This is a genomic window from Rickettsia japonica YH, assembly GCF_000283595.1.
GTDB lineage: Bacteria > Pseudomonadota > Alphaproteobacteria > Rickettsiales > Rickettsiaceae > Rickettsia > Rickettsia rickettsii.
This window is the reverse complement of the sequence record NC_016050.1, coordinates 968168-988678: the sequence shown is the minus strand read 5'-3', so window position 1 is coordinate 988678 and position 20511 is coordinate 968168. Positions and strand designations below refer to the sequence as shown.

The following is a 20511-nucleotide window of genomic DNA, read 5'->3' as shown; positions in this document are numbered from 1 at the left end:
ATGGTTATTTAGTTGCTGCTGATTTAATTAAAAGTAGATAAAATGATACTAGGCATGGTATAGGATTTATTTTAGTAGATATAGAAAATCCTGAAGATAGTAAAATATCAATTCCTGCTAGAGAAAGACCGGAAATAGATTGGAATATGGCTAATAGGTTAGCAGAAGAGAATAAAGATTTTGAAAATTATATAAATAATATTGATACATTCTATAAAAAACAGAAAGTGAATGATAGTACTTGGTTTAATATTAAATGACCACGTAAATAAAATTCCTAAGCAAAATAAGAAGAAAAAATAAACATATTTATATATAGACCATTATTATCACGCATTTATAAAAATTTAAGCTGTGAGTCCTAAAATTAATGTACTGAGAATTTTTAGTGTTAAACTAAATTTATATTAATTATTTTTAAATTTGTGGATAAATTATGATTAACTGTGATTTAAGTACTAATTATACATATTATATGTTAGAGGGGCTTAGAGCACAAATTGCTCCAATGCGTTTAGGTATAAAAATTCTAAAAGAAGCATATTAACATGAGATAAAAAGCCTATAACATTAATGAAAAAGTTATACTAAAAAAGTCTTTTTGTGAACTAAGGCATTTTCAGAAAATAGGTTTTAAAAAAGAATTACCTCAATTATTAATAGTAGCACCCATAGCGGGACATCACACTACTTTACTTAGAACAACAGTACAAGCATTATTACTGTATACCGATATTCATATTACAGATTGGACGGAAGCCAGTGATGTGCCGCTTGAAGCAGGGCATTTTGATATGGATGATTATATTGATTACGTAATGGAGTTTATCAATTTTATAGGACCGAATGTTCATACTATGGCAGTTTGCCAACCTACTGTTCCACTGCTTGCCGCCATTAGCTTAATGTCGGAGAGTAATAGTCCAAATGTGCCGAGTTCGATGATTTTGATGGGGGCCCTATAGATGCTAGAAAAAATCCCACGGCAGTTAATGAATTCGCTCAAAGTAAAAGTTTAGAATGGTTCTGCCAAATGGTTACAATGCAGGTGCCGTCAAACTATCCCGGACATGGTAGAAAAGTATATCCCGGCTTCTGCCAACTTGCTGGTTTTATGAGTTTAAACTTATTTCGTCATATAGATTCACATTTAGAATTATGGCAAAGTTTATTAAATGCTGACTATAAAAAAGCCGATCATACTATTAAATTTTATGATGAGTATTTAGCAGGTATGGATATGCCGGCAGAGTTTTACTTACAAACTATAGATGAAGTATTCTAACAATTTTCGTTAGCAAGAGGTCAATTAGTTTCTGAGAAGCGTCCGATCGATTTAAAACATATTACTAAATGTGCTTTACTCGGTATTGAAGGGGAATTAGATGATATTGCAGCGGTAGGGCAAACAAAAGCTGCTTTAAAACTTTGTTCAAATATACCTGAATCAATGCAAAGATACCATTTACAAAAAGGGGCAGGGCATTACGGGGTATTTAGCGGAAGAAAATTTAAACATTTTATAGTGCCTATTATCAAAGATTTTATCTATGATTTTGATAAAACTAATTTCAAGCAATCTAAACTTAAAAATAGTCATTACGAGCGGGCATTGCCTGCGTGGATTGTTTTTTTCGTCATTGCGAGGAAAAACTGTAAGTTTTGACGCAGTAATTCAGTAAAAAATGCTGATTTACAGCATTTTTTTGTTATTTTTTCTGGATTGTCACGCTTCTTCCAGTCACTTGCAATGACGGGGTGGGATCTACGCAATAATACCTTGCTGGAATGACATCGTAGCCATACAACAAGATCATAATTAAAGGAGAAGTGTGGTAATCTAATATTCAACTCTTATTAGTGTTTTGAATTTCTTGTTGTTGCTGTTGTTTGTATTCTTCCGCTTTTTCTTCGATGTAATTAAAAAAGAAATAAGTAAAAGTTAAAAAACCGGTCAAAATAATACCAAATGTTATTAGTATTGCTTTAAGTTGCTTTCGTGAATCTTCTGCTTTTAACCTTTTCTCTTCTTCATCTATGTCTTCATCATTTTTGACTTCAGATATTATTATTTGTTCTTCTGTAGTATTTTCCATGTTGTAACTCAACTAAAATGAACCGCTTTATTACTAAGTTGTTCCTATAACTTACAGATTTTTGAAGTTTATAAGATTAGCTATATTTGAATGATGAGGTTTAAACTCATAAAAATAGGATATATAAGCAATAACGCTATGTCAATAGCCTTGAATATTAGCGGTGTTCAACCAAGGTTATACATATTATTATAATTTGAGTCTCCTAACATTGAAGTATTTAAAGTATCGGAGTAAGCGGCTGATAATATAGCATCATCAAAAGTGATATTAAGTTGTCCTATAGAATAAAATTGTTAACAGTAGATTCAAAGTTTGTATATTTTATAGGATATGAATAAACAAGCTGTGTACATTCTGTATTTCCTAATTTACTTCCAATCAATGTTAATAACATAGAGTTATATTCATCTTGGGGGTTACGATTAATTATTTCGTAAGTTTTAGCAAGAATATAACAAGCTTCGTTATTTCCCTTCATAGTTTCTAATTTTATTTCTTCAGAAGATAAAATATTATTTAGAAAAGCTTTTTCATATATTTCATAATTCGGTGATGAATCAGATTTTCCATTAAAAAGAGCAGTAAATAGGATTTTAGCTTTCTCTAGATCATTCATTTTTGATTTATCGGCAACCAAAAGACCGTTTTCATAGTATCGATAATTATGACATTGTCAAGACCTACTACGATAGTTAATTTATTATTAGAACTAATGAAAGAGTTTGTAGTATTGCTTGTTACTACGTTTCCCTCGCAATAATTGTCGTTTATATTCCGGTGTTTTACCTGTAATAAGGAATGCCAAGTACCAAGATTGTTCCAAGCAAAATCGGCTTTTATCATGACCATTCCCGAAATATATTCCATTATGGCATTGTCTATAGAAATTGCTGCGATTTCATTATAAGCCTCATTGTCTATGGCCAAACTATTCTCATTTTTTACGGCAGTATTAAATGCTTTTTCTGCAATACAGAATAAATCAGGTTGAAGGTTCATTGCTAAGTTTAAGAAGAAGTTAACATCGTATACACAAATTCCTGAATTCCAAAAATATTCATTACTTTGAAAATGTTTGCTTGCTCTAATATAGGTTTTTCAATGAAATGATCAACTAGATAAGCATTTTCTGCAATTGATAATCCTGTGTTTATATAGCCATACTTGGCACTTATAACATTTATAGGAATACCCATAGTGCAAATGCCGAATTCATTAACATAATGTAAAGCTTTATTTATGGTATTAAGATAATTTATATCATCCGCTATATGATGGTTTGAAGGTAGTAACACTACAATATCAAATCCTTGTGCTGTAGCCGATAATGCCGTAATAATGGCACAAACGGCAGTATTTTTTTGTAAAGGCTCAGTAATTAATGCTATTTCTACATCTATTGCTGTTGTTTGTTCTTTAGTGATTGATTCATATTTTTTGGAAGTAATAATAGTAGGTTGTCCTAAAAATTTATTTCAGTTTAATGTTTGCTGAAGTAAAGTTAGATCACTCAATATTTTTTTAAACTGTTTCGGTTTATCCTTAGATGACAAAGGCCATAGTCTTTTACCGTTACCTCCTACCATAATCACCGGCTTTATTAGACTCCTTGCATAACCTCCTTCTAAAGGTAATTTGTATACCTTTGATACTTCAAGATTTGGTAAGTTAAATTTGGGGATTTGCCTGTGCTCACGTATTTTTATACGCTGTACAGGCTCACCACTTATTTGACTCCCAACTTTTGAAGTATCTGTGATATACGTCGATCCAATACTCGCATCCTCACGTACCTTTTTGTATGTTGCGGTGCTGCGTTTCGTGCCTCCTTCAAACTCCTTTTTATAAGATAGGTTATGCAAGGAGTCTACTTTCATATATTTTATAGTTATTAATTGAATAAATAATAAAGAGCTTTATAAATGGTTTTAAAAAATATGTCAAGTCCATTAACTATATTGGCAAGTTTTACAATAAAAAGTACTTCTGCCTGAATGTTTTGTCTTGATAATAGTGCTAGAGCAGCTTAAACAACTTTGTCCCTCTCTACCGTAAACCGTAAGTTGCTGAGTAAAATAACCAGGTTTGTTATCGCCGTTTACAAAATCTTTAAGAGTAGTACCGCCGGCAGTTATAGCTTTAGTTAACACATCTCTAATCGATTTAATTAAATTTTCTATTTCATCATCCCTTAAATCGCTACCTGATTTATCCGGATGAATTCTAGCTAAATGAAGACTTTCGGAAGCATAGATATTACCGACTCCGACTACAACTCTATTATCCATAATCAAGTTTTTTATTGGTATTTTTTTAGTTTGTAGCTTATCTTTTAGATATTCTAACGTCAATAAATCAGAAAAAGGCTCTATGCCTAAATCATTAAAAAATTCTTTTTCTAAGAGATCAGTCTTAAAACTATAAATCATACCGAATCGTCTAGTATCGTTGAAAATTAACTTTTCGCCGTTACTTAAATCAAAAATCACATGATCGTGTTTTTGAGTTTTATAATTAGCAGATTGCAGAGTAAGTCTACCGCTCATGCCTAGATGAACTATTAAAGAATAATCATTATTAAAATCTATAATTAAATATTTTGCACGACGCCTAACATCCAGTATATTAGTATTTAAGATTTCTGTAGCTAAAAGCGTGGATAGCTTATAACGTAAATTATCTCTTTTTAACTCTACATTTTCTATAATAAGCCCGATTAGCTTATCTTTTAGAGAGTTTTTAAGAGTTTCTACTTCAGGAAGTTCCGGCATTTGATACTAATATTTATAATAAAAAACTATGAACCAAACAAATTTTGGCTTTAAAAAAGTAGACTACACTAAAAAACAAGGTTTAGTAAATAACGTTTTTTCTAATGTCGCTGATAAGTATGATTTAATGAATGACTTAATGAGTTTGGGATTACATCGCTTATGGAAAGATGAATTTATTAGGCACATTCCAAATCTTAACTCTCATATATTAGATGTTGCTAGCGGTAGCGGTGATATTGCTTTAAAACTTGCTAAAAAAGCAAGAGATAGAGTGAATAATATCTCTTTAACTTTAAGTGATATTAATGAAGAAATGTTAAAGCAAGCTAAGAAAAAAGCAATAGATCTGAATTTATTTCAAAATCTTCAATTTACTGTAGCCAGTGCTGAAGAACTACCGTTTCCGGATGATAGTTTTGATTATTATACTATAGCATTCGGTATTAGAAACGTACCTGATATAAATAAGGCTTTAAAGGAAGCATGTAGGGTTTTAAAGCCAATGGGCAAGTTTATATGTCTTGAGTTTTCAAAAGTAAAGGAAGGTTACATAAAAGATTTCTATAAATTCTACTCATTTAATGTTATACCGAGTATTGGTCAAATGATAGCGGGTAATAAAGAGGCATATGAATATTTGGTCGAAAGTATAGCTTTATTCCCCTCACAAGACGAGTTTAGAATAATGATTAAAGACGCCGGTTTTGAGGAAGTCGGTTATAAAAATCTAAGTGGCGGAATAGTTGCTATCCACAGTGCGTATACTCGATGAACTTCAAAAATTGGCTACGTCGTTCTACAAGATCTGTGGTACTCAAGTATACGCTCCGCTCCTCGACTTGTGAACTCCTTGCTCTTCTTGAAGTTGATCTTCGTATACTACTCTTTATTTTACTTCGGAGTATATAATAGATGATAAGTAATTTTTTTAATTTAATACGTATTTTTCGTATCATCAGTAAAAAGCAAATCTTAATTGATTCAAGAAGCCCTAAATATTTTAGGTTTATCGGTTATATATTAGCCTTATTTTTTGCTCCGGTCTCGTTAATAAAAAAATCACGGGAAGATTACGGCAAACGCTTAATAGATTGTTTAAGTGATCTTGGACCTATTTATATAAAATTTGGACAAACTCTTTCGACAAGAGCCGATTTAGTAGGAGCAGAGATAGCAGGTTATTTAAGGTTACTGCAAGATAAGCTACCTCCGTTTGATGGTGGAGTGGCTAGAAGGTTGATAACGTCATTGCGAGGAGACATTTATGTCGACGAAGCAATCTCAGGCAACATTCCTGAGATTGCCACGCAACTTACAGCTGCTTGCAATGACGCCCTCCCTTTCTTACACTTCGACGATACCCCCATCGCTGCCGCATCAATTTCGCAGGTACATAAAGCACAACTTATAACCGGTGAATATGTTGCGGTAAAAATTTTGCGTCCGGGTATTCATAAAAAATATAACAGAGATATTAAGCTGCTATATTTTCTTGCAAAAATTATCTCAAAATTTTCTAAAGCAAAAAGGCTCAAACCGATTAAAGTAGTCGATAAATTTCATGAAACTATGAAATTTGAGCTTGATTTACGTTTAGAGGCGGCAGCAGCTTCTGAGCTTACGGATAATATGCGAAATGATATTAATGTGATAATCCCTAAAATATATTGGGATTTAACATCAGAAAATATACTAACCACCGAGTGGTTAGACGGTGCTTCTATATATGATACTTTGCTACTAAAGGAAATGGGGTTAGAGCCTGCAAAAATATCTCAGGATTTTGCCGTAATGTTTTTCAATCAAGCCTATAGAGACGGATTTTTTCATGCTGATTTACATGCAGGGAATATTTTAGTGAATAAGCAAGGTAAGATAATTTTACTTGATTTCGGTATTATGGGCAGACTTAAAGAAAAAGATCGTTTAGCCGTTGCCGAAAGTTTATTTGGCTTTTTAAGGCGTGATTATAAATTAGTTGCTAAAGTACATTTAAGAGCCGGCTACATCCCATCAAATACCGATTTAGCTTTATTCGCTCAAAGTTGTAGAGCAGTTACCGAGCCTATAGTAGGGACGCCCATAAAAAATGTTTCCATAGGTAAGCTGCTTGCACATTTATTTAAAATCACGGAAGATTTCGGCATGGAAGTACAACCGGAGTTATTGCTATTGCAAAAGACTTTAATAATGGTGGAAGGGATAGGCAGACAGTTAGACGGTACTGTTAATATGTGGCAGCTCGCTGAACCTTGGATTAAAAAATGGGCCGTGAAAAATCTAAGCCCTGAAGCGAAGTTGTTACGATTGGTAAAGCATGACCTAGATAGTCTAGAGGATATTATTTGACATATAAAAATGATTAATATTATAGCCTTATATATTAAGAAATTTATTATTATGAAACTAAAAGATTTATTTATTAAATATCCTATTACTACTCCTTTTTTGGTTGATTGTAAAAATGATAAATTAGTATTTCCTTCAGATAAAGAACAAAAATATAAAAGAGACCTAAAAGAAAAAATAGGAGAGGAAGAGTTTGAAAAATTAACGGCTTTAGATAAAATTGTTCAATGCCCCGAAAACTTAGAAAATATAGCTTTAGTAAGTATAGAAAAATATTTTGATAAACCACTTATAGTAGCGAAATTGCTTAATGATGTACAACGTAAATATTATAAATCCATATAGATCCCGATAATAATATTAAATCGATTTTGTATTTCTCAGCAATATATTTTATCGGTGATGTAGGGTGAATGCCGGCTGAAGTTTTAAAACTCGAGTATAATGTCGGTACTATACAGCAAAAATCTTTACCGAAAATTATGGAATTATGGCCTGATCCTTACTATTACAACTGGATTCAGAAAAATAAAGAGTATAACAACCCGGATATAGATCCTCAGGTAATGGAGAATATTGTTTTTTTGTGTGGAGAGGTTAGTATGGATTTACCGGTAGATGAAAAATTATAGTAAAAAACCATTGCAAGATAACCATGACTTTTAAAATTAACAAAAATTAAAAAGTAAAATTTTATAAACCTTTAAATTATATAAAGGTATTTAAATGTCTAAAAGCCAAGAGCAAGAGCAGGAATCCATTGATAATATAAGGCAACAGCTTGATGAAGAATATAAAAACCTTTCGTGGGTTCAAGTTGGATATTTAGCTCTTGGAGCTGACACAGGTAACAAAAAATATGATGAGTTAAATAAACGATATCTAGATCTTAATAAAGATAATTTAGGTATAATACAAAGTGTTATCCAAGCAGTCGGGAATGTTCCTAGTGCATTGCAGTTTACCTGGGAGACTTCAAGTTTTACCTGATCTTGCATTGGAGCTTAATAACCTCAGAAAAGCGAGAAGTGCTACCAATAGTGTAGGTTCTATTGAAGCTGGTTGCAAGATGATAGCAGATGCAGCATCGCTTATAAAAAAATGTGCTTCTGTTTTACATTCCGAAACTATATCCAATAGTTCAAAAGAAACTCTTTGACAGTATAAAGTTATCCCATATCTTCTCACGCCTATTTTAAATAAGAGGCTTAGCAAAATAACAAAAAACTTTCAAACTTCCGAAACAGAAAAAATAAATGTATTAGACAAAATAAGTCCTAAATTTATCAGAGAATTATCTACACTAGTAGTAGATTTAATATCTAAAGTACTAGAAAGCGATTTAAACTCAAAAGTACAAGAAATATATAAGAATATTAAACAAAAAAACGCGTCATCTCAATGTGCTATATTAAAAATATACATGACATTATTACTTCAGACAAAGTAAAACCCCTTCTTAATCACGATTTAGTACAATTTTAAAAAATCCTGATAATCAAAAGGGGTTAGTTCAAATTACGGAAAATATAATCAATAATAAAGCACAAAAAATCGCTAAACCTGAATTAATTGCAAATACAGTAGCACTACTTGTAAATTCTAGCGAAAAATTAATTGAAAGTACTCCTTCAGCTATAAAAGCTTATAGTCAGCTTAAAGAAAATCAGCGTTGGACTAAAATTAACCTAAATATGGAAGGGTTAGATACTGAAACTAAAAAAGAGTTATTAAAAGGCAAAAAACCTCAAATAGTAGAGTTAGTTGAAAATGCCAAAAACATTATTGATAATTTATCTCCTGTTTTAGAAAACAATTACCGCGATATTTAGATAGTAATAAACAGGATATATTAGATGTTTTAAAACATCCTAAAGTAACGGAAAGAATAGAATCACAAGGGAAAGATCCGGAGTTTATACATAAGGCATTAGATGCATCTACGCCTTTTTTAAAAGATGCTCTGCCGTCAATTACTAAACTTGCAAGCCTCGCTCTTCCCGATAGCGATAAAGTTGCTGATATAATACAAAAATTTCAGTTAATTAAGCCACTTCCAAAGGAAGAGAAATCAAAAGAAGAAAAGGTAAAAGAGGTAAAGGAATTGATTAGTCCTTTGATACAAATTAAAAACCATAATCCGGAAATAAGCAAAATAATTGAAAAAGACCTTCCTGAACTATTAACAAAACATGCAAGTAGTTTAGGACCGGTTGTAGATGAGTTTTAAAATAAAACACCTAAGGGTCAAAAATTCAAATTGCCGATAAATTTAGCAAACATGAATACGGTAAAATTATTATCAGATCCAAAAGTGCTAGGAGTAGTAGCAGAAACTATAGTTAATTTAGGAAAAAGTAAATTTAGTAAAGATAAAGAAGCGGTAGGACCGCATACAAGTAAGGTATTAGAAGAAAGACGAAGAGAGATAGGAAAATCCGGTAGAGGAGCCTTAGTCCTGTGCACTTTTAATAGAATAATCATAATTATGGCTCTTTTTAGTTGGAAATTATAAAATTTTTTTGAAATATGCATAACTATTCCTTCAAAAATCTTATTAATTTTCGCTTAAAAAGATCTAATAATTATAATCATTAATCAAAAGTGCACAGGACCTAGAAACATCTTGTTATTATTTGATTAAAATTATATTGTAAATTCAAAGTGTCATTATGAAATTACAAGGATGATAGAAAGAAATTATTATTTAACACATATCACAGGTGCCCTTGAGATATTCCCTATTTGTTCCATTCTCGGTCCAAGGCAATGTGGTAAAACTACTTTTTAGCTCACGCTTATATTAAACAGCTTAAAGAAGATGAAAAGAGCTACTTTTTTGACCTTGAGGATCCAGCTCACTTAGATCAATTTAAGAATCTTAAAACAACTCTTGAGCCTTTAAACGGTTTAATAGTCATTGATGAAATTCAAAGACAACCTGAAATTTTTCCTTATTTAAGAGTTCTTGCTGACTATTCAAACAAAAAATTTTTAATATTAGGTAGTGCTTCTGGAGAATTATTACGACAATCTTCAGAATCATTAGCCGGCCATATTGAATATACGGAGCTTACTCCGTTCAATTTAATAGAGATAAATGATTTTAGGGAGTTATGGTTAAGAGGTGGTTTTCCTAAATCATATTTAGCAAAAAATTATGTCCCAAGTCTTAGATGGCGTAATAGCTACATCACTAGTTTTATCGAGTGTGATTTGCCTAGTTTAGGAATATCTCTTAATGCACATGTAATGAGGCAGTTATGGATGATGCTTGCTCATAATCATGGGCAATTATTAAATTATAACGAGCTTGGAAGGTCGCTCGGTTTAACGGATATGACTATCAAATGTTATACTGAAATATTAGAGCAAACTTTTATGATTCGGTTATTAAAACCTTGGTATGAAAATATCTCAAAACATCAAGTGAAAGCACCAAAAGTCTATATACGAGATAGCGGAATACTACATGCATTATTAGGGATTCACGAACATGATTGGTATGTTCATCCAAAACGCGGTCTTTCATTTGAAGGGTTTGTAATAGAGGAGTTAATACGTAAATTTAAAACGGATGCAGAGTATTTTTTTGGCGAACGCAAACAGGAGCAGAATTAGATTTATTAATTATTAAGAATGGTAAGAAATACGGCTTTGAAGTAAAAAATGCTGATGCTCCGAGTATTACTAAATCAATGCATACTGTTCTTGCCGATTTGCAGTTAGAATTATGTATTGTTACCACCGGGAATAATACATATAAAAAAACAGAAAAAAATAAGTGTAGTTGGAATAGCGAACTTATCTAATTTACAGCTTGGTTAAAGTATATAAGTTACCATATTTCATTACCTTTAGTCTTATCATTACTTAATAAATGCATGATGACAATTAGAATCAGTAATATTATCTAGTAATATATCTAATTCAGATTTTTCGGTGCTAATAACTAAACTGTTATTAATTAATTTTAAACTACACATACGGGTTTTTAGTTTTTACGTAAATGAATCTAATAGGAACGCCCGGCATGTCAAAAGCCTCACGCATATTGTTTACTAAATACCTAGTATAGCTATCGGTAATCTTTTCTGGATTATTGGAGAATAGCTTGAAAGTAGGAGGGCGGGTTTTTGTTTGAGTCATATATTTTACACGCACTCTTCTGCCGCCTTTTTGTAAAGGCAGCAGATGTGCTTCCGTAGTAAAATTAAGCCATTCATTTAATTTGCTAGTAGTTATTTTCTTATTCCAAATTTTATAAATTTTAAGACAAGCATCTAGCACTTGTTCAATATTTTGTTTATTTATTGCTGAAATGAATAGAACGGGGATACCTTTAACCTGAGGCAGATGAGTATTTATCTGATAATAAAATTCTTCCTGAAATGCTTCTTTTTCGGATTCTTTAACTAAATCCCATTTATTCACTACTATAACTATACTTCTTCCTTCATTTACCACATGGCTTGCAATATTTAAATCTTGCTGTTTTAAAGGAGCTAAAGCATCAATCATTAAGATTACGGTATTAGCAAATTTAATACTGTTAATAGTATCCGATGCCGATAATTTTTCTAAAGACTCTGTAATAGTAGATTTCTTGCGGAGTCCTGCCGTATCAATCAATTTAATATGATTATTTTTATATTGCCAATCAATTTCAATTGATTCACGAGTAATGCCGGCTTCAGGACCGGTTAATAATCTTTCATCATTAATAAGAGCGTTTATAAAAGTAGATTTTCCGGCGTTAGGTCTGCCACTAACTACTATCTGCAAACAATCTCCTTTAATTGGATCGGCTATATTTGTTTCGATTGATTCTTCTTCAGGTAACTTGGCAATAATTTCGTCATATAAATCAATTAAGCCTGTGCCATGCTCGGCAGAGATAGCTATCATACTATCAAACCCTAATTTGTAGTACTCTTTATCAAAATCAAAAGCTTTCTCGCATTTATTAACTACCAATATAGCCGGCTTATTATATTTTCTAACAAAACTACTAAGTAACTTATCATCAGGTAATATTCCGCTTCTACTGTCAACCATAAAGCAAATTAAATCTGCCTCTAAAATTGCTTTAGTAGTCTGCTCCATTAACCTCTCTCCCATACTATTAGGATTCTCATCAAGTCCTGGGGTATCAATTAACAAAAATTCAAAAGAGCCGATTTTGCCGTCTGTATATTTTCTATCTCTAGTGACGCCTGGCACATCGTGAACGATAGCTTTTGTACGTATGCTTAATCTATTGAAAAGCGTTGATTTGCCTACATTCGGACGACCAATTAAAGTAATGATTTTCTTAGTCATTATTAATATATTATTATGGTTAAGAGAACTAATAATGCCCCGATAACACCTACTATATTTGCTATTATAATAGGTGTATTTTTCATTAATATGCCGTATATAAGCCAACTACAAAGAGCAATAGCACTTATAGTAAAGGCAGGCATAGAAACAGAAGCCGAAGATTGGCAGGTGAAAATCTTATGAGCCTGTACATAGAACATAAAATTGCCGATTGTACCGACAATCATCATATATTTTTCGTAAAATGTCATGAATTTTGGAGACATATATTTATTTTTAAAAAGTGGTCTATGTAATGCCTGCGTAGGCGGGAATCCATTAAAATCATATAAAAACTTGTTTTTATATGGTTATTTTATCAAATTATGTAACTCCTATATCAATATTAAAGCTATTTTTTTGGACTCCCGCCTACGCGGGAATGACATACGGCATCCTAAGATAGCAACATTCCACATTGACTATCCCTTAAAACTTGCAATTACCGGTATATGATCTGAAGGTTTTTCTTGAGTCCTTAAATTATAATCCATATAGCAATTTTCTAAATAGTCAATAGTATTATTACAACCAAGAATCATATCAATCCTCATACCTTTATTTTGTTCAAAACATCCGGCTCTATAATCCCACCATGAAAATTCTTGCTTACTCGGATGCATTAATCTGTATAAATCCTCAAATCCGGAATTTAGAATAGTGCGTAATTTTTTTTGTTCAACCTCAGTAAAACAAGTAGTTTCAGCCAGTAGCTTAGGTGAATATACGTCTATATCGAACGGTGCAATATTGAAATCACCGCCTATGATAGTTTTTTCGTCAAAAGATTTTTTAGTTGATAGATAATTGATAAAATTATCATAAAATGCTAGTTTTGCTACAAATTTATCGCTACCGACAAATGAACCGTTAGGAGCATAGAGCGAGATTATATTACAAAACCCTATAGGTAATGATAATTTTATTTCTAAGAATCTTGCTTGATCACTGCAGTCATTATTCGAAAAATCCTTAATTATTTCATCGGCAGGAAACTTTGAAATTATAGCAACGCCGTTATATGATTTTTGTCCGTGAACATAAGAATTATAAGGTAGATCGGATAATGCATCAAAAGGAAATTTTGCGGTTTCACATTTTATTTCTTGCAATAATAAAATATCCGGATTTTCTTTAGATAAAAAATGACGCAATAAATTAAGTCTTGTTTTTATGGAATTAATATTCCAAGTAGCTATCTTCATGTTTGTTTTTCTATATCTTCTAATTTTGCATTACGGAATCGCCACTCAAGAAAACCAAAATGATAAACTAAGAGACTAGTAATAAATGCTCCGGCAATTACTATATTCATTGAATATTTGTATGATAATTTGGATTACTACTGTACATATCTAATAATACGCTAAAAGCTATAACCCATAAATACAGTGATTTCAATACTAACTCCTCTTGGTATCCTCTTAATTGAATTTTCTTTCATAATAAAATCTCGTAATATTGCACCGCAATTAGCTGTAATGAAAGCAAAAAACGGTCCCCAAAAACTTAGAGGCTCAATTTTGTGAATAAGAACCATTGCAACTCCTCTCAGTAGTATAAGTAGCTCCGTCGGCATTGCCGCTTTGAATATCTAATTGATCTTGATGCCAGCTATCTTGATTGTACTCAATATTGATACCTATTTTTGCAGCAATAGCGTTCATTAATTCTATATCCATACCGGAAACGGTAGTATGACCGTTTGAAGCAGCAATTAATTATTGATAAGCATGCATTTATCAAAGTTTTTTTTATCAGCTGTCCCTTCGTATTCTAAAATTGCTTGTTGTTCGTTCGTGCCTATGCTTAAAGCATACAAATTTTTAGAAATGAGAAGTATAAAAATAAAAAGCTTTAAACTTTTCATGGTCTGTACTTTTTTAGAATTAAAATGTCATTCCGTAGCAATATTTTATCGTCATTGCGAACAGTTGTTGTTGCGTGGATATCCGAGTCGTCATTGCGAGAAGAATTATGCAGTAATGCGATGAAGCAATCTCAGGAGCTTATCATTATTTCATGAGATTGCCACGCAGCTTACGGCTGTTCGCAATGACGATAAAAACCAAAGCCTTTAAGCACGAACTAATTTAATTTCACCGTCAGAAAATTTAATATTAAAAATTTTTTCATTCGCAGCAGTAATTTTAGAAGATAAAAAATTACCAGTTTCTCCTTTAACTATAGCAAAACCTCGTTTTAATACGTTGTGATAATCAAGGCTTGCAAGTAACGTACTATTTAATTCTAATTTATACTCAAAGTTTTTCAAAGTATTATTTGCCGATTTTGATAGATAAGCTGTTTGATGTGTTAATTCTAATGTTTTGTAATTGATTATTTTAGCAGGGTTAACTCTTTCTTTAGAAAAAGATTTAATCTTTGTTTCTTGTAGTTCAATAAAGCACGGTAAAGCATCTAGTAAATTAAAACCGGTTTCGTCCAGTAATTGCTGCCTATTATTTATATAGTGAGAGAGATATCTGTGTATTTTATCGTAATTTACTATATTTTGTTCGTGATATTTCATTAACCGGCTAGTATTATTCAATAATATTTTTTCATAAGATTGTAGCGTATTATTTAAAATAGATCGTACCGGTACAGCAAATTCTGCGGCAGCAGTCGGTGTTGGAGCTCTTTTATCGGCTGCTAAATCTATTAAAGTATAATCCACTTCATGACCTACTGCGGAAATAATAGGAATTTTTGAGTTATAAGCAGCACGTACTAATATCTCATCGTTAAATGACCAAAGATCTTCTATAGAACCGCCACCTCTAGCAACAATTATAACATGTGGTTTATTTACCTCTTCTAAATTGTTAAATCCTTTAATTGCTTCAGCAATTTCATTGCCAGAATTTTCGCCTTGTACGCTAACCGGCCATATTATTATCCGAGTCGGAAAACGTTCGCGAATACGATGAATAATATCTTTAATAACAGCACCGGTTATTGAAGTGATAACGCCTATTTTATCAGGTAAAAAGGGTATAGGAATACGTATTTTATTAAATAAGCCTTCTTTCTCGAGCCTTGCTTTACGCTCATTTAGAATTTGCAGCATAGCTCCAAGTCCTGTGGGTTGCAAATTATCTACCGATAATTGATAACGTGAATTACCTGCATAACTTGAGAGTTTACCGCTAATTACTACTTCCATGCCGTCATTTAAAGGAAATTTGATTTTAGCAAGAATAGGACGCCAACAAGTACAGGCTAAAATGGCGGTATTTTCTTTTAAGTTAAAATAAGCATGACCTGAGGTTGCTATTTTTAAGCCTGAAATTTCGCCTTTTACCTTAATATAGCCAAAATTATTTTCTAATAGCTCTTTGATTTTATTAGAAATCTCACTAACTGAAAACTCTTTGGTTGCTTGATGCGCAATGAAATTGTCTAGCATTTTATTAGTACTTGGTTTTTTGCGCTGAGGGTAACACATTATTCGTCATTATGAGGAGAAACTATAAGTTTTGACGAAGCAATCTCAGGAGTTTATCCTACTGCATGAGATGGCCACGTCGATGCTATGCATCTCCTCGCAATGATGGTTATCATCTCCATAGAATAACCTTGTACTACAAAAGAGCAAGCAAAATTTTTTATTATTTGATATATTGCTAATAGCTTGCTATTATTTTTTACTATTAAAATATATTTATTAATATAAATGCTACTGCGAATAATATGTTTGCTTATTATTATAATATTTTCTTTGGTAAGTTTTGCCGCTCTTTCTAAGAATGGTCAAAATATTAAAATAAGCAATATTATAGCTGACTTCGTAGAGTATAATGAAAATCAGGATTTGATATATGCTAAAGGTAATATAAGAATTATCATGGATGAGTATTTATTAACGGCAGATAATTTACTTTATGATATAGAAAACGATATTTTATGGGCGGAAGGTAATATCCGAATTAAGGATAAACAAAATCGGATAATAGAGGGAGACAAAGCGGTTTTAAAAGATGAATTTAAGAAAGGTATCATATCGGAATTCATTTTGCTTTCCGGTGATAATAATCTTTTAATTGCTAAACTTGCCGAAAGAATAGATGAAAATAATCTTAAGCTGCACCATGCCGAGTTTACCCCTTGTGATGTTACCTGTAATAGAAACCCTATTTGGCAAATTGCTGCTAAGGATACTTATATTCATTCCGCAGAGCATAGAGTAGTTTATAAAAACGTGTTTTTTGAAGTATACGGTATACCGATTTGTTACTTACCGTATTTTTTCCATCCGACTCATACGGCCCCTGCAACTTCTGGATTATTGGTACCTGACGTCAAAAATACAGGGTTTGGCATCCCCCTATATCTACGTGCAAAACCTAATATGGATTTTACGCTCACTCCAAGAATTTTTAGTAAATATCAAACTTATGAGCTAGAAGCACGTTATCGCCTGAATGATACCGATAATATGAATTTTCAAGTTAGTTACGGTAAATTACCGTATTTTCTAGAAAAAGATGGAAGTGTAGTGAAAAATAAAAAAGTTTCTTCTTATCATTATATAGCAAGCGGTAATTTTATTAGTACTGATAAAGTTTATGATTACGGTTTCAGGGTGGAGCGTACATCGGATAAAGCTTATTTAAAAAATTATTATAATAACTACGCTTCATATTTAACTTCTAAAATATTCTTAAATAAAATTCATGAGGCTGATTATTTTTCGGCGGAAGGATTAAGTTTTCAAGGCTTAGGTATTAATGATCGTAAATATACCGATCCTATAGTATTACCAAAAATCAATACAAAAAATGTGATAAATTTGAATGATAATGACAACAGCCATATCGTTGTTGAAAATAATACGTTAATGTACAAAGAAAGAATAGGAAAACAAGTTGCTAGAACCTCTTTGCAACTATCCTTTATGCATAATGTGCTGACTGCTTCAGGACAAATTTTTGATTTTGCTGTTAAAGATAGAGGCGATTTTTATCTTGCTAGACGGGCTTATGTAGATAAGCCGAGAGAAAGTAAATCATTTCAAAGGAATATACCGGAATTGCAAACTTTATGGCGTTATCCGTTAGTAGGCAATATAACAAAAACGATAAATTTACTTATTGAGCCGGTAGTTTCTTTTACTATGGGACGTAAACTATCTAAGAAAGATAAAAAATTTGTTATAATTGATCCTGCTAAATATGAATTATCCGAAAAAAATATCTTTTTATCCAACCGTTATAGTGGTATTGATTGCCATGATTTCAGTAATAGATTAAGTTACGGCTTAAATACTAGTATTGCTAAAGAAGAAAATTATTTAAAATTATTTTTAGGACACTCCCGTAATACAAGATATAGTATAGATTTGCCGGCTGATGATAGGGAAAATGTAGGGCAGATACTAGGTAATCTTTCTAATAATTTAGAAGTGTTTTATAGCTTTCGGAAAGATAGATATTTCAGACCTATTAGAGATGAAGTGGGAGGAAATTTTAACTATGAGAAGATTAACTTTCTAGGTAGTTTTATTCAGCTTACCAATCTTAACAAATATTATTCCGTAGAAAGTATAAAGGTTTCAAATAATAGAGTACGACAATTTTATGGAGACATAAATTATCAGTTAGCGGAAAATTGGACTATAGGCTTTGGTGTACGCATTGATCTCTCTAGACAATCTCCAAATTTACTTACTCGAACTATTAGGATGACATATGCTAAAGATTGTGTTAGAATTACTGCAAAGATTTATTCCGATTATCTAGCCGATGGAAGTAGAGGAATCAAAAAGACTACCTCTTCGCCGACTATTTCTATCGGTTTAAAAGTTTTAAACATGTGAGTATACTCGTTTTATTTGAAAAATTGGCTATGTCGTCTTATAAGTTCTGCGGTGCTCACGTACTAAATGTACGTTCCGCTCCTTGACTTATAGACTCCTTGCTCTTTTCCAAATAAAACTTCGTCTACTTACTGGTCACTTATTCAGAGTATCACATGAGAAAATTATTATTAATCATTACCGTTTTTTTTACTTTTAATGTAGCACAAGCATCATTACCGAGTATAGTAGCATCCGTAAATGATGAACCTATTACTCTTAATGAGTTCCGTGCTAGAAAAAAAATGATTATGGCACTAAATAATGTTGAAAGTCTAACGCCTGCTCAAGATAAGCAGCTAAGTGACTTAGCACTTAAGAGCTTAATTGACGAATCTTTGCTTTTTCAATATGCAGGAGATAGAGAAATTCCGCAAGAAGAGATAGATAACGCTATTCAGTCTATTGAAGATCGTAATAAAATGCCTCACGGTTCTCTTCTTCAGTATCTAAAAAGCAGATCAGTTAATCCTGATAGTTTTATTTCCCAAATTAAATCCGAGTTGATTAAAATGAATATTTTATCAAGTCTATCAAGATCAGTACAAGTAAGTAATAAAGAAATAGATGTTGCAATTTTATCTAGCGATCAAAAAGACGTAGAAATTTCAATGCAAGTATTTACATCTAAAGATGGTGGCAATAAAGCGTTTACGCAGATGAATAATTTGAAAAATCGACTAAAAAAATGTGCGGATGTTAAAAAATCGCTTTATGATAATTTTGCTACTATGCAAATTATTACTGATAAGCTTAGCAAGATAGAAGGCGTAAAACAAACTATTGTAAAGGACTTAACTCCTGATAAAGCAAGTAATGTTTTTGAAGTAAATAACAAATTTGAAATAACATTAGTGTGCAGCAAAAAAATCTTAAATGTTAATGAAGATGAAAATAATTATGTAGTAAATTTCCTAACCAATAAAAAGATTTCGCAAAAAGCACAAAAAATGTTTGAAAATATGCGTAAGAAAGCAGCTATAAAAATAATGCTGCCGTCTTAGTGTGTGTTATTCTATGTCATTCCCGTGTAGGCGAGAATCCAGAAAAATAACCTTGATTATTAATACAGAATTATATTTGATAAAAACAAACATATAAAAACAAGTTTTTATATGTTTTACTGGATTCCCGCTTTCACGGGAATGACATACCCTATGCTCCCTTCAATTGCAAAACACGCAGCTTTACATCAAGTTAATCCTCTTAAAAAGCACGGACAAAATTTTATTTTTGACAGTAGTCTATGTGATAAAATCGTACGTGCAAGTAACCTGGCAGAAAATAGCCGAGTATTAGAAATAGGGCCCGGCACAGGAGGGTTAACTAGGTCAATATTGCAGAAAAATCCTGAATCCTTAACTGTTATAGAAACAGATGAGAGATGCCTACCGCTCCTTAATGAGATTAAAGAATATTATCCTAATCTAAATATTATTAAACAAGATGCTCTTGAAATAAATTTAACCGATTTAAGCTATGATACAGTCCATTCAGTTGGATTTGCATACAAGAAGCGAGAAGCGAAGCCTATAACTAATAGGAGAGCGAACGATATAGGCGAGTCTAAATCAATTGACTATAAAGTAACTATAATCTCTAATTTACCGTACCATATAGGTACTGAGTTAGTGATTAGATGGCTGAAAGAAGCACGGCTAATTACTAGTATGACGCTAATGTTACAAAAGGAAGTAGTAGAACGTATTTGTGCTATACCCTCAACTAAAGCATATGGCAGATTATCGGTAATATGTCAGCTAATAGCTAAAGTAGAAAAGTGCTTTGACGTAGCGCCAACTGCTTTCTATCCACCTCCTAAAGTATATTCTGCGATAGTTAAACTAATACCTTTAGAAAATCCGCCGTCTATTGTTCTGATAAATAAAGTTGAGCAAATAACAAAGCTTGCTTTTGCAGGACGACGGAAAATGATCAAATCATCACTGAAAAATCTTGTACCTAATATACATGAAGTATTAACTCAGTTGAAAATCAATGATAATTATCGTGCTGAAAATCTTGCCCCTCAAGATTATTTGAGAATTGCTGAAATATTATAGCT

The 20511-nt window shown here is 32.0% G+C and carries 22 protein-coding genes and 3 pseudogenes; 13 read left to right on the top strand and 12 right to left on the bottom strand.

Annotation, left to right across the window (positions count from 1 at the left end):
• Positions 1-436: 436 nt before the first annotated feature.
• Positions 437-1591, top strand: a pseudogene (gene phaZ / locus RJP_RS08720) (polyhydroxyalkanoate depolymerase); the annotation flags it as partial.
• A gap of 256 nt (positions 1592-1847) precedes the next feature.
• On the opposite strand, the gene RJP_RS05425 reads toward phaZ, so the two are convergent.
• The 5 genes and pseudogenes from RJP_RS05425 to mutM all read right to left on the bottom strand — a co-directional run bounded on the left by RJP_RS05425 (position 1848) and on the right by mutM (position 4870).
• On the bottom strand, positions 1848-2096 hold the full coding sequence (locus RJP_RS05425; protein WP_024704334.1) for an RP671a family tick cell line-upregulated protein: 249 nt from the start codon (positions 2094-2096) through the stop codon (positions 1848-1850).
• 280 nt (positions 2097-2376) lie between these two features.
• Positions 2377-2715, bottom strand: coding sequence for a hypothetical protein (locus tag RJP_RS05420; RefSeq protein ID WP_024704333.1), 339 nt, complete (start codon positions 2713-2715; stop codon positions 2377-2379).
• The gene (locus RJP_RS10745) at positions 2712-3098 is read right to left on the bottom strand and encodes a hypothetical protein (protein ID WP_225981250.1); all 387 of its coding nucleotides are present in this window, start codon (positions 3096-3098) and stop codon (positions 2712-2714) included. The genes RJP_RS05420 and RJP_RS10745 overlap by 4 nt, the downstream gene beginning before the upstream one ends.
• An 8-nt stretch (positions 3099-3106) precedes the next feature.
• Positions 3107-3976, bottom strand: a pseudogene (locus RJP_RS09870) (sugar phosphate nucleotidyltransferase).
• Positions 3977-4048: 72 nt separating this feature from the next.
• Complete coding sequence (mutM, locus tag RJP_RS05400) at positions 4049-4870, bottom strand: bifunctional DNA-formamidopyrimidine glycosylase/DNA-(apurinic or apyrimidinic site) lyase (RefSeq protein ID WP_014121014.1); 822 nt, start codon at positions 4868-4870, stop codon at positions 4049-4051.
• 28 nt (positions 4871-4898) lie between these two features.
• On the opposite strand from mutM, the gene ubiE reads away from it, so the two are divergent.
• The 9 genes and pseudogenes from ubiE (at position 4899) to RJP_RS11450 (ending at position 11050) form a co-directional block, all read left to right on the top strand.
• The gene (ubiE, locus tag RJP_RS05395) at positions 4899-5645 is read left to right on the top strand and encodes a bifunctional demethylmenaquinone methyltransferase/2-methoxy-6-polyprenyl-1,4-benzoquinol methylase UbiE (protein ID WP_014121013.1); all 747 of its coding nucleotides are present in this window, start codon (positions 4899-4901) and stop codon (positions 5643-5645) included.
• 140 nt (positions 5646-5785) lie between these two features.
• On the top strand, positions 5786-7222 hold the full coding sequence (gene ubiB, locus RJP_RS05390) for a 2-polyprenylphenol 6-hydroxylase (RefSeq protein WP_014121012.1): 1437 nt from the start codon (positions 5786-5788) through the stop codon (positions 7220-7222).
• A gap of 51 nt (positions 7223-7273) precedes the next feature.
• Complete coding sequence (locus tag RJP_RS05385) at positions 7274-7567, top strand: hypothetical protein (protein ID WP_050982262.1); 294 nt, start codon at positions 7274-7276, stop codon at positions 7565-7567.
• Between the two features lie 68 nt (positions 7568-7635).
• Entirely contained in the window at positions 7636-7854 is a 219-nt protein-coding gene (locus RJP_RS05380; protein ID WP_024704330.1) for a hypothetical protein, read from the top strand.
• 94 nt (positions 7855-7948) lie between these two features.
• Positions 7949-8212 (top strand): hypothetical protein, encoded by a 264-nt coding sequence (locus tag RJP_RS10740; RefSeq protein WP_225981249.1) that lies wholly within the window; start codon positions 7949-7951, stop codon positions 8210-8212.
• Between the two features lie 704 nt (positions 8213-8916).
• On the top strand, positions 8917-9054 hold the full coding sequence (locus RJP_RS10735) for a hypothetical protein (RefSeq protein WP_225981248.1): 138 nt from the start codon (positions 8917-8919) through the stop codon (positions 9052-9054).
• 272 nt (positions 9055-9326) lie between these two features.
• Positions 9327-9452 (top strand): hypothetical protein, encoded by a 126-nt coding sequence (locus RJP_RS11110; protein ID WP_269446264.1) that lies wholly within the window; start codon positions 9327-9329, stop codon positions 9450-9452.
• A gap of 51 nt (positions 9453-9503) precedes the next feature.
• The gene (locus RJP_RS05365) at positions 9504-9737 is read left to right on the top strand and encodes a hypothetical protein (RefSeq protein ID WP_024704329.1); all 234 of its coding nucleotides are present in this window, start codon (positions 9504-9506) and stop codon (positions 9735-9737) included.
• 171 nt (positions 9738-9908) lie between these two features.
• Positions 9909-11050, top strand: a pseudogene (locus tag RJP_RS11450) (ATP-binding protein).
• A 150-nt stretch (positions 11051-11200) separates the two neighbouring features.
• On the opposite strand, the gene der reads toward RJP_RS11450, so the two are convergent.
• From der to RJP_RS11445, 7 genes are all read right to left on the bottom strand, one after another.
• Positions 11201-12544, bottom strand: coding sequence for a ribosome biogenesis GTPase Der (der, locus tag RJP_RS05355; RefSeq protein ID WP_014121010.1), 1344 nt, complete (start codon positions 12542-12544; stop codon positions 11201-11203).
• 2 nt (positions 12545-12546) lie between these two features.
• Entirely contained in the window at positions 12547-12813 is a 267-nt protein-coding gene (locus RJP_RS05350; RefSeq protein ID WP_041405562.1) for a SemiSWEET family sugar transporter, read from the bottom strand.
• Positions 12814-13008: 195 nt separating this feature from the next.
• Positions 13009-13791, bottom strand: a complete 783-nt coding sequence (gene xth / locus RJP_RS05345; RefSeq protein WP_014121009.1) for an exodeoxyribonuclease III — start codon at positions 13789-13791, stop codon at positions 13009-13011.
• A gap of 161 nt (positions 13792-13952) precedes the next feature.
• Positions 13953-14126, bottom strand: coding sequence for a hypothetical protein (locus RJP_RS10720; RefSeq protein ID WP_225981246.1), 174 nt, complete (start codon positions 14124-14126; stop codon positions 13953-13955).
• Entirely contained in the window at positions 14104-14268 is a 165-nt protein-coding gene (locus RJP_RS10715; protein WP_231839093.1) for a type 2 periplasmic-binding domain-containing protein, read from the bottom strand. The genes RJP_RS10720 and RJP_RS10715 overlap by 23 nt, the downstream gene beginning before the upstream one ends.
• A 395-nt stretch (positions 14269-14663) precedes the next feature.
• Positions 14664-15998: an exodeoxyribonuclease VII large subunit gene (gene xseA / locus RJP_RS05335; RefSeq protein WP_024704326.1), complete on the bottom strand. Its 1335-nt coding sequence runs from the start codon at positions 15996-15998 to the stop codon at positions 14664-14666.
• Positions 15999-16090: 92 nt separating this feature from the next.
• A complete protein-coding gene (locus RJP_RS11445; protein ID WP_081497984.1) occupies positions 16091-16300 on the bottom strand; it encodes a hypothetical protein in 210 nt (69 codons plus the stop codon).
• On the opposite strand from RJP_RS11445, the gene RJP_RS05330 reads away from it, so the two are divergent.
• From RJP_RS05330 to rsmA, 3 genes are all read left to right on the top strand, one after another.
• Positions 16266-18407 carry an LPS-assembly protein LptD gene (locus RJP_RS05330; protein WP_014121007.1) on the top strand — a complete coding sequence of 714 codons (2142 nt, stop codon included), beginning with the start codon at positions 16266-16268 and terminating at the stop codon, positions 18405-18407. The two genes, RJP_RS11445 and RJP_RS05330, sit on opposite strands and share 35 nt — an antisense overlap.
• A 155-nt stretch (positions 18408-18562) precedes the next feature.
• Positions 18563-19450: a SurA N-terminal domain-containing protein gene (locus tag RJP_RS05325; protein ID WP_014121006.1), complete on the top strand. Its 888-nt coding sequence runs from the start codon at positions 18563-18565 to the stop codon at positions 19448-19450.
• Between the two features lie 153 nt (positions 19451-19603).
• Complete coding sequence (gene rsmA / locus RJP_RS05320; RefSeq protein ID WP_024704324.1) at positions 19604-20509, top strand: 16S rRNA (adenine(1518)-N(6)/adenine(1519)-N(6))-dimethyltransferase RsmA; 906 nt, start codon at positions 19604-19606, stop codon at positions 20507-20509.
• Positions 20510-20511: the final 2 nt, after the last annotated feature.